This window comes from Micromonospora sp. MH33, assembly GCF_003013775.1.
GTDB classification, from domain to species: Bacteria; Actinomycetota; Actinomycetes; order Mycobacteriales; family Micromonosporaceae; genus Micromonospora; species Micromonospora fulviviridis.
The window spans coordinates 1-8,597 of the sequence record NZ_MUYZ01000297.1 but is presented as its reverse complement, the minus strand read 5'-3'; the positions used below and the strand labels follow the sequence as shown (position 1 = coordinate 8,597).

The 8,597-nt window shown below is 74.1% G+C and carries 11 protein-coding genes, 1 tRNA gene and 1 pseudogene; 9 read left to right on the top strand and 4 right to left on the bottom strand.

Going from position 1 to position 8,597, the window contains the following annotated elements:
* Positions 1 to 86 precede the first annotated feature (86 nt).
* The 4 genes from B0E53_RS29970 to B0E53_RS29955 are packed head-to-tail and all read left to right on the top strand — an operon-like array spanning position 87 to position 3,025.
* A complete protein-coding gene (locus B0E53_RS29970; protein WP_107079070.1) occupies positions 87 to 674 on the top strand; it encodes a sigma-70 family RNA polymerase sigma factor in 588 nt (195 codons plus the stop codon).
* A gap of 38 nt (positions 675 to 712) precedes the next feature.
* Entirely contained in the window at positions 713 to 1,231 is a 519-nt protein-coding gene (locus tag B0E53_RS29965) for a MauE/DoxX family redox-associated membrane protein (protein ID WP_246835672.1), read from the top strand.
* The gene (locus B0E53_RS29960) at positions 1,224 to 1,940 is read left to right on the top strand and encodes a thioredoxin domain-containing protein (protein WP_107079069.1); all 717 of its coding nucleotides are present in this window, start codon (positions 1,224 to 1,226) and stop codon (positions 1,938 to 1,940) included. The genes B0E53_RS29965 and B0E53_RS29960 overlap by 8 nt, the downstream gene beginning before the upstream one ends.
* Positions 1,940 to 3,025: a hypothetical protein gene (locus B0E53_RS29955; RefSeq protein WP_107079072.1), complete on the top strand. Its 1,086-nt coding sequence runs from the start codon at positions 1,940 to 1,942 to the stop codon at positions 3,023 to 3,025. Before B0E53_RS29960 ends, B0E53_RS29955 begins: the two co-directional genes overlap by 1 nt.
* A 78-nt stretch (positions 3,026 to 3,103) precedes the next feature.
* Here B0E53_RS29955 and B0E53_RS29950 read toward each other — a convergent pair whose 3' ends face one another.
* Genes B0E53_RS29950 through B0E53_RS29935 form a run of 4 tightly spaced genes read right to left on the bottom strand, consistent with a single transcriptional unit; the run spans position 3,104 to position 5,802 of the window.
* Complete coding sequence (locus tag B0E53_RS29950) at positions 3,104 to 3,865, bottom strand: ABC transporter ATP-binding protein (RefSeq protein WP_107079068.1); 762 nt, start codon at positions 3,863 to 3,865, stop codon at positions 3,104 to 3,106.
* Positions 3,862 to 4,632 carry a cobalt ECF transporter T component CbiQ gene (gene cbiQ, locus B0E53_RS29945; protein ID WP_107079067.1) on the bottom strand — a complete coding sequence of 257 codons (771 nt, stop codon included), beginning with the start codon at positions 4,630 to 4,632 and terminating at the stop codon, positions 3,862 to 3,864. Before cbiQ ends, B0E53_RS29950 begins: the two co-directional genes overlap by 4 nt.
* 7 nt (positions 4,633 to 4,639) lie before the next feature.
* Positions 4,640 to 5,086 (bottom strand): PDGLE domain-containing protein, encoded by a 447-nt coding sequence (locus B0E53_RS29940; protein ID WP_107079066.1) that lies wholly within the window; start codon positions 5,084 to 5,086, stop codon positions 4,640 to 4,642.
* The gene (locus B0E53_RS29935) at positions 5,083 to 5,802 is read right to left on the bottom strand and encodes an energy-coupling factor ABC transporter permease (protein WP_107079065.1); all 720 of its coding nucleotides are present in this window, start codon (positions 5,800 to 5,802) and stop codon (positions 5,083 to 5,085) included. The genes B0E53_RS29940 and B0E53_RS29935 overlap by 4 nt, the downstream gene beginning before the upstream one ends.
* 122 nt (positions 5,803 to 5,924) lie before the next feature.
* Here B0E53_RS29935 and bcp point away from each other — a divergent pair, with 122 nt between their 5' ends.
* From bcp to B0E53_RS38770, 5 genes and pseudogenes are all read left to right on the top strand, one after another.
* A complete protein-coding gene (gene bcp / locus B0E53_RS29930) occupies positions 5,925 to 6,395 on the top strand; it encodes a thioredoxin-dependent thiol peroxidase (protein WP_107079064.1) in 471 nt (156 codons plus the stop codon).
* 31 nt (positions 6,396 to 6,426) lie between these two features.
* Entirely contained in the window at positions 6,427 to 7,326 is a 900-nt protein-coding gene (locus tag B0E53_RS29925; RefSeq protein ID WP_107079063.1) for an HNH endonuclease, read from the top strand.
* Positions 7,312 to 7,398, top strand: a tRNA-Leu gene (locus B0E53_RS29920). The genes B0E53_RS29925 and B0E53_RS29920 overlap by 15 nt, the downstream gene beginning before the upstream one ends.
* 55 nt (positions 7,399 to 7,453) lie before the next feature.
* Positions 7,454 to 7,993, top strand: coding sequence for a GNAT family N-acetyltransferase (locus B0E53_RS29915; protein WP_168215447.1), 540 nt, complete (start codon positions 7,454 to 7,456; stop codon positions 7,991 to 7,993).
* Between the two features lie 87 nt (positions 7,994 to 8,080).
* A pseudogene (locus tag B0E53_RS38770) lies at positions 8,081 to 8,597 on the top strand (hypothetical protein); the annotation flags it as partial.

The following is an 8,597-nucleotide window of genomic DNA, read 5'->3' as shown; positions in this document are numbered from 1 at the left end:
CGGGAAAAGTTCCCGGCGTGGGCCGGACCACGGAATGGGCCGAAGGACCCTGTCGGGCACAGGTACGCCGCGTAACCTCGTCTGACGTGATCCCCGCCCCGCGCGACACCTCTGCCGGCCGCCCCGCGGCGGCCCACGAGGCTGCGCGGGACGCCGCGACCGACTGTGCGCTGGCCGCCCGCGACGGCGACCCGGCCGCCCAGGCCGCCTTCGTCCGGGCCACCCAGGCCGAGGTGTGGCGCTTCGCCGCCGCCCTGGTCGACCCGGACAGCGCGGACGACCTGACCCAGGAGACGTACCTGCGGGCGTTCCGGGCGCTGCCCGGCTTCGAAGGGCGGTCCACCGCACGGACCTGGCTGCTCGGCATCGCCCGGCGGGCCTGCGCCGACCACCTGCGCACCGTGGTCCGCCGGCGGCGGCTGGACCAGCGGCTCGCCGCGCACGCGGCCGCCGACCGGCCGTACCCGGACCCGGCCGGGCAGCTCGGCGCCACCGACCTGGTCCGCCGGCTCCCCGCCGAACGGCGCTCCGCGTTCGTGCTCACCCAGCTGCTCGGCCTGTCGTACGCCGAGGCCGCCGCGGTGGAAGGGGTGCCGGTGGGCACCATCCGTTCCCGGGTCGCCCGGGCCCGCGACGAGCTGGTCGCGGCCGTCGGCGACGCGCTGGCGGGTTGATCGTGGAACTTTCCTCGGAGACCGGCCGTCCAACGACCGTGACCGCAACCCGTACCCGGGCCGCCCGCTGGCCCGCCGTCCGGCCCTGGCTCGGCATCGCGGCCCGCCTCGGCCTGGCCGCCGTCTGGTTGGTCGCCGGTGGCGCCAAGGTCGACGACCTGGCCGCCTCCGGCCGGGCCGTCAACGCCTACCAGGTGATGCCGTACGACCTGGCCACCGTGATCGGCGCCGCGCTGCCCTTCGTCGAGCTGGCGCTCGGCGTGCTCCTGCTGGTCGGGCTGGCCACCCGGGTGGTCGCGGGTGTCTCCGCGGCGCTGCTGCTGGTGTTCGTCACCGGCATCGCCTCGGCCTGGTCCCGTGGCCTGGCCATCGACTGCGGGTGCTTCGGCAGCGGCGGGCAGCTCGCCGCCGGCCAGGCCCCGAGCTACCTCCCGGAGATCCTCCGGGACCTGGGATTCCTGGTACTGGCCGGATTCCTGCTGATCTGGCCCCGCACCCCGTTCTCGGTGGACGGCTGGCTGGCGGGCGAATCACCCGTGGAGGACGCCGATGAGTAGTCGCAAGGGGCGGAAGAACGCGGCCCAGGTGGTCCGCGCCCAGATCGCCCGGGAGAAGCGACGCACCCGTACGATCTGGACCTCCGTCGCCGCGGTGGCGGTGCTGGTGATCGCCGGGTTGATCGGCTGGGCGGTCTACTCCAGCCAGAAGTCGGAGACCTTCACCACCCCGCCCGGCGCCAACCCGCCCGGCACCGCCATCGTCCTCGGCCAGGGCCCGGTCACCGTCGACCTCTACGAGGACTACCTCTGCCCGGTCTGCAAGCAGTTCCAGCAGACCAGCGGCGCGACGCTCAACCAGCTGATCAGCGACGGCAAGATCCGGGTGAACTTCCACCCGGTTGCCTTCCTCAACCGCTTCTCCACCACCGAGTACTCCACCCGCTCCTCGGCCGCCGCCGGCTGCGCCGCGCAGGGCGGCAAGTTCAAGGAGTTCACCGACCAGCTCTTCGCCCGGCAGCCGGCCGAGGGCAGCGCCGGGCTCAGCGACGACGAGCTGATCGACATCGGCGCCGGCGTCGGGCTGAACCGCGACGACTTCGGCTCCTGCGTCAAGGACGGCAAGTACAAGGGGTGGACCGGGCACGTCACCGACGACGCCAGCAAGTCCGGCGTGACCGGCACCCCGACCATCCGGGTCAACGGCAAGGACGTCGCGGACCGCAGCCCGGACGGGATCAGGGCGGCCGTGGAGGCGGCCGGCAAGTGATCCCCGCACCGCTTCGGCGGGCCGGTCTGGTGGTCACCGCCGCGCTCGCCGCGCTCCTCGCCCTCGCCACGCCGGCCGCCGCGCACGGCGCGGACGCCCCCGCCGGCACGAACTACCGGGCCGAGGTCACCGGGGTCGGCCCCGCCCGGCCCGGGCTCACCGCCCGGATGGTCGAGGCCGGCGCCCGGCTGGAACTGACCAACCGCACCGGGGCCGACGTCGAGGTGCTCGGCTACTCCGGCGAGCCGTACCTGCGGATCGGGTCCGGCGGGGTGTACGAGAACAGCCGCTCCCCCGCCACCTACCTGAACCGCACCCTCGCCGGGGACACCCCGCTCCCGCCGGAGGCCGACCCCGCGGCCGCGCCGGCCTGGCGGCGGATCTCCGACGGGCCGACCGCCCGCTGGCACGACCAGCGGACGCTCTGGCTGGAGTCGGAACCGCCGGCCCAGGTGGCCGCCGACCCGGGCCGCGAGCAGCGGGTCCGCGACTGGGTGGTGCCGCTGCGGGCCGGCACCACGACGGTCGAGGTGCGCGGCACCCTGGACTGGGTGCCGCCGCCGGACGCGTACCCGTGGTGGGTGGCGGCCACCCTCGGTCTCCTGGTGATCGGCGCGGCCGGGCTGGTCCCGGCCGGCACGGCCACCGGCGTCCGCGCGCTGCGCGGGGTCGGCGCGCTGCTCGCCCTGGGCGGGGCGGCGACCGTGGCGTTCACCGTCGGCAAGGCCGTGGACACCGGCGCCGCCGGAGCCGGCGGGATGCTGCTCGAACTGCTCACCGGGCAGCTGTGGACGCTACTCACCGGCCTCGGCGCGCTGGCCGCCGGCGGGTACGCCCTGGCCCGCCGCCCCGCCGCCGACTTCGCGCTGGCACTGGCGGGCGCCTGCCTGGCGCTGTTCGCCGGGATCGCGAACGTGGCCGTCCTGTCCCGTTCGGTGCCCCCGGTAGCCGGCCCACCCGGCCTCACCCGCGTGCTGGTCACCGTGGCCCTGGCCACGGGCACCGGCGCGGTCGCCGCCGGCCTGCTCCGCCTGCGCACCGCCTCCCGAGCGGCCCTGCGCACCCGCGCGACCCCGGTCCGCTGAGCCCCTCTCGCGATCTTGCAGTTGCGGCCCGTGAGCTGCCGCCTCAGTCCCGGTCCACGCGGGCCGAAAGCGCAAGGGTCAGGAGCGGCGGGGGGCGAAGCCGTACGGAAGCTCCAGGCGGTGTTGCGCCAGCAGCGCCTCGTCGGAGAGCAGGTCCAGCGTGGGGGCGTCGGCGACGATTCGGCCCGCGTCCAGGATCACCGCGCGGTCGCAGAGCTCCGCCGCGTACGGCAGGTCGTGGGTGACCATCAGCAGGGTCACCGGGAGGCCACGCAGAATCTCCGCCAGCTCCCGGCGGGCGGCCGGATCGAGGTTGGACGACGGCTCGTCCAGCACCAGGATCTCCGGGCGCATGGCGAGCACGGTGGCCACCGCCACCCGGCGGCGCTGCCCGAACGAGAGATGGTGCGGGGCCCGGTCCCGGTGCTCCCCCATCCCCACGGCGGCGAGCGCCTCGTCCACCCGGGCGGCCAACTCCGCCCCGCGCAGCCCCAGGTTGGCCGGCCCGAACGCCACGTCCTCGGCAACGGTGGGCAGGAAGAGCTGGTCATCCGGGTCCTGGAACACGATGCCCACCCGGCGCCGGATCTCGGCCAGGGTGTCCCGGTCCCGGCTCACCGTCAGGCCGCCGACGCTGACCGTCCCCTCGGTCGGGCTGAGGATGCCGTTGAGGTGCAGCACCAGGGTGGTCTTGCCGGCGCCGTTCGGCCCGAGCAGCGCCACCCGGTCGCCGCGCGGCACGGTCAGGTCCACCCCGTGCAGGGCGACGTGACCGTCCGGGTACGCGTACCGGACGCCACGGACGTCCAGGGAGGGCGGCTGCTGCACGTACCCGATCATGTCAGCACGAGCGCGACGGCGGCGATGGAGGCCGCGATCGCCGGCACCGTCGCGGCGGCCGCCCACTGGCCGGCGGTGGCCGCGCCCGCGCCCTGCCACACCGCCGGCATCCGGCCGGTGTAGCCGCGGGAGACCATCGCCAGGTAGACCCGCTCGCCCCGCTCGAAGGCCCGCAGGAAGAGCGCGCCGACCCCGGCGGCGAACCCGCGCAGCTGCCAGAGGAAGCGCGGGTCGTCGCCCCGGGACACCCGGGCCAAACGCATCCGCCGGGCCTCCCCCACCAGCACGTCCAGGTAGCGCAGCATGAAGGTGGCGATCTGGGTGAGGATCTGCGGACAGCGCAGCCGGTCCAGGCCGACGATCAGGTCCCGCGTCGTCGTGGTCGCCGCCAACAGGAGCGACGCGAGTACGCCGAGCGTGCCCTTGGCCAGGATGTTCCACGCGCCGTGCAGCCCGTCGACGGAGAGGCTCAGCCCGGCCACCTCGACCCGCTCCCCCGTGCCGAAGAACGGCAGCGCGAACGCGAACAGCACGAACGGCAGCTCGATCAGCGCCCGGCCGAGCAGCCAGCGCGGTCCCACCCGGGCCAGCGCCGCCACGGCGCCGACCAGCAGGGCATAGCCACCGAAGGCCCAGTACGCCTCCCGGGGCGTGGCGACCACCGCGACGGTGAACAGCACCATCGCGACGATCTTCACCTCCGGCGGGAGGCGGTGCACCCGGGAGGACGACTCGCGGTAGAGCACGTGGGCGTGGCCGGCACCCATCCGGGGCTCAGCGGGTGCCCGAGGCGCGCGCCGCGCGCTCGTCGGCGGTCGGGTCGCTCGCGCGGCCAGCCGGGCCGGTCGCCGGGGCGGCAGCCGGACCGTTCGTCGGGCCGGTCGCCGGGCCGCGGCGGCGTGCCAGCCAGAACAGGCCGCCGCCGAGGGCGAAGGTGAGCAGCACGCCGAGCACGCCGGACAGGCCGGTGGAGAGGAAGCCGTTGCTCACCCCCCGGACGCCGTAGTCGGCGAGCGGGCTGTCGGCCAGCTCGTGGTCCTTCGCCTGCTGGGCCGGGCAGCTGCCGCCGGTGATCTCGTCGTCGGCGTTCACCGTGCAGCCCTTGAGCAGCGACGAGTCGAGCCCGTCCGGGTGGGCCGAGGCGTAGTTGCTGACCACGCCGGCCAGCAGCAGGGCGACCAGCAGACCGCCGAGGACGAACGGCCAGGAACGCTTGCTCATCGGGCACCTCCGGCGACCGGGACGGCGGGAGCCGGCACGGCCGGCTTCAGGGCGCGCAGGGCGTACACCAGGTCGGGGCGGACCTTGGCGACGGTGACCACGGTGGTCGCCGTGATCAGGCCCTCGCCGATGCCGATCAGCAGGTGGACGCCGGCCATCGTGCCGGCCAGCCCGGTGAGGTTGCCGCCCAGGTCGGTGGTGCCGCCCAGCCAGTACTGGAGCACGAAGCCCTGGGACGCCACCAGGACGCTGGCCAGCGCGGAGACGAAGGCGGTGACGGCGAGCCCGGCCGGGGTGCGCGGCAGCACCCGCAGCAGCAACGCGATCAGCAGATACGCGGCTGCGGTGCCGAGGAGCGCCATGTTGGTGATGTTGAGGCCGAGCATGGCCACCCCGCCGTCGCCGAAGACCAGCGCCTGCACGACCAGCACCACGGCGACGCAGAGCGCGCCGACCCACGGGCCGACCAGCATCGCGGCGAGGGCGCCACCGAGCAGGTGGCCGCTGACCCCGGCCGTGAAGATCGGGAAGTTGAGCATCTGCACGGCGAAGATGAACGCGGCCACCAGGCCGGCCATCGGGGCCAGCCGGTCGTCGAGGTCACGGCGCCCGCGCAGCACGCAGAAGGTGAGCACGGCCAGCGCGAGGGCCGCGAACACCGCGGCGACGGGACCGTCGATGATCCCGTTCGAGATGTGCATCGCCAGGGTTTCCACCCGCTGAGCTTATTTGCGTACGGTCGTTGTTGCCAATCCCTTGCAACAAGCCATGGTGATCATCACGCGAGCGGCGCGTCGCCACCCGCACCGGACCGGACGGCGGCGGTATCGTCAGCGCCATGACCGACCGCCTGAACCCCGGCGACCCCGCCCCCGAGTTCACCCTCCCCACCGACAGCGGCGGGACCCTGTCCCTGGCCGACCTGCGCGGCCGCAAGGTCATCCTGTACGCGTACCCGGCCGCCATGACGCCCGGCTGCACCAAGCAGGCCTGCGACTTCCGCGACTCGCTCGCCTCCCTCCAGGCCGCCGGCTACGAGGTGGTCGGCATCTCCCCCGACAAGCCGGAAAAGCTGGCCAAGTTCCGCGACCGGGACGCCATCACCTTCCCGCTGGTCGCCGACACCGACAAGGCCGTGCTCACCGCGTACGGCGCGTTCGGCGAGAAGCAGATGTACGGCCGGACCGTCACCGGGGTGATCCGCTCGACCTTCGTCATCGACGAGGACGGGAAGATCGAGCGGGCGCTCTACAACGTCAAGGCCACCGGGCACGTCGCCAAGCTCCGCCGGGACCTCGGCCTCGACTGAGCCTGTCGTACGCCGCCGCTACCCTGCGCGCATGCCGCGGTACAAATACTCTCCCGAGACTCTTTCGGCAGCAGCGGCGGAGGCACGGAGCATCGCCGAGGTGCTTCGGCTGCTGGGAATACGAATGAGCGGCGGCTCGCACGCCCACATCAGCCGGCAACTCAAGCGCTTCGGCATCGACACCTCACACTTCACGGGACAGGGGCACAACCGTGGAGTGCAGGGTTACCGGCAGGCACCGTCGGAGACTCTGGTGCGCCTGCCGCCGGACGCGGCCCGAACGCCCGGCTTCCGGCTCCGGCGCGCCCTGGGTGCCATCGGCGTGCCCGAACGGTGTGAGATCTGCGGCCTCGGCCCGAGGTGGCAGGGCGCTCCACTCGTCCTCCACGTCGATCACATCAACGGCGACCGACTCGACAACAGGCCAGCCAACCTGCGGCTATTGTGTCCCAACTGTCACAGCCAGACGGCAACCTTTGCCGGCCGCGTGCGAACGCAGGTCGACGCTTCAGCCTCGCCGGGCGTCTCTGCTCGCAGCGAGTCAGGTGACGGACCGCCGCCGGACGTCGAGACCTTGGTCAGAGGGGTCAGCGCCGGCCACGTGACAACCCTGGAGGCTGCCCGCCTCCTCGGCTGCACAAGAGACCACGTGAGCAGGATGCGGCGGCGCCTCGAAGCAACTGGAACCATCGCACCGCCATCGCGCGTTCGTGACCGGCCGGTCCAGCACCGGTTCCGGGATTCCGTCATCCGGTTCGCACTCGCGCACCCTGAGGCCGGATCCCGGAAGATCGCCGAGGCGCTGACCGACGCCTCAGGCACCGAGGCGGCGATCAGTCATCGCACCGTCCAGGCGATCCTCCGGGAGGCTGGGCTCACCACGCTGGAGGCCCGACGCTCTAGACTCAGCAGGTCCGCGGGAGTGGCGTAACAGGCAGGCGCGATAGGTTTAGGTCCTATTGTCCGAAAGGACGTGGGGGTTCGACTCCCCTCTCCCGCACCAGACCGATGTCGTGAAGGTCACGAACGCGGGTTCACGTGGCGTCGCCTCGCGCAGGATGGCGGGCGTGAACCTGCGTTTCGTCCTGGACCCCGACCTCACCCCCGAGCTGCGCGAGCAGATCATCGCCCTCTGGGTGGACGTGACCAACGCCGGCGGCGCGGTCGGCTTCGTCGCCCCGGTGACCGAGGCCGAAGTGCGGCCCACGGCCGCGGCGACCTTCGCCGCGATCACCGACGGGCCCGACCGGCTGCTGGCCGGCTACGAGGGGGACCGCCTCGTCGGCGTCCTCATCATCGCGGACAACCGGTTCCACCTGAAGACGCACTGGCGGGTGCTGAAGCGGGTCATGGTGCATCCCGACACGCAGGGGCGCGGCCACGGCGCAGCGCTGATGCGTGAGGCGGAGCGGATCGGCCGGGAAGTCGGCCTGGCGGCGCTGCACGTGACGGTCCGGGACGGGCTGGGCCTGGGTGGCTTCTACGAGCGCCTCGGCTACCGCGAGGTCGGGCGGCTGCCGGGCGCTCTCCGGCTCGCGCCGGGGGACGACCGGGACGAGGTCTTCATGTGGCTCGACCTGAACTCCGCCGCGGCCTGACTCCGCCTCCGCCGCGGTCAGCCGCAGCCGGCGGGGACCGGGGCGAGGTTGGCCGGCGGAGCGGCGGCCGCGTCCACCACGGCGGGAGTGCCGGGCGGTGCGGTGGCCGACGGGGTGGCCGAGGCGCTCGGCCGGGGGCTGGGCCGGGCCGACGGCGAGCGGCTGGGCGTGGCCGACCGGGCCGGGGCGCCGGCGCCGTACATCCGGACCGTGCTGCGCTGGACCTGGCCGGGAAGCATCCGGATGCCGGTGGCGGTGGCGCGGTGGCCGTACACGTCGGTGACCCGGATGGTGTACGGCCCGGGGCCGGCGCCGGAGGGGATGAGCCCGGACCGTGCCCTTGGGACCGGTGACGTCGAGGTGGCCGCCGCAGGACGCGCCGGCCGCGTACTCGGCGGGGCCGAGGGCGACGTAGAGGCGGTTGGCGGGCGCGGTGGGCCGCGAGCAGTTGCCGCCGGCCCCCTTCGAGTCGTAGAAGGTGGCCTTTCCGGTGTGGACGGCACCGCCGAGCGGCGGGGCGGCGAGCGCCCCGGCGGGCAGGGCGCGGGGCGGGGCGGCGCAGGCGGGGGCGGCACCGCCGCGTACCGCGAGGGTCACCCCGAGC

Excerpts from the sequence above, each read along its gene's own strand:
- B0E53_RS29960 (WP_107079069.1), top strand. The coding sequence starts at position 1,224 with ATGAGTAGTCGCAAGGGGCGGAAGAACGCGGCCCAGGTGGTCCGCGCC.
- B0E53_RS29950 (WP_107079068.1), bottom strand. The coding sequence starts at position 3,865 with ATGATCGGGTACGTGCAGCAGCCGCCCTCCCTGGACGTCCGTGGCGTC.
- cbiQ (WP_107079067.1), bottom strand. The coding sequence starts at position 4,632 with ATGGGTGCCGGCCACGCCCACGTGCTCTACCGCGAGTCGTCCTCCCGG.
- B0E53_RS29940 (WP_107079066.1), bottom strand. The coding sequence starts at position 5,086 with ATGAGCAAGCGTTCCTGGCCGTTCGTCCTCGGCGGTCTGCTGGTCGCC.
- bcp (WP_107079064.1), top strand. The coding sequence starts at position 5,925 with ATGACCGACCGCCTGAACCCCGGCGACCCCGCCCCCGAGTTCACCCTC.
- B0E53_RS29925 (WP_107079063.1), top strand. The coding sequence starts at position 6,427 with ATGCCGCGGTACAAATACTCTCCCGAGACTCTTTCGGCAGCAGCGGCG.
- B0E53_RS29915 (WP_168215447.1), top strand. The coding sequence starts at position 7,454 with ATGGCGGGCGTGAACCTGCGTTTCGTCCTGGACCCCGACCTCACCCCC.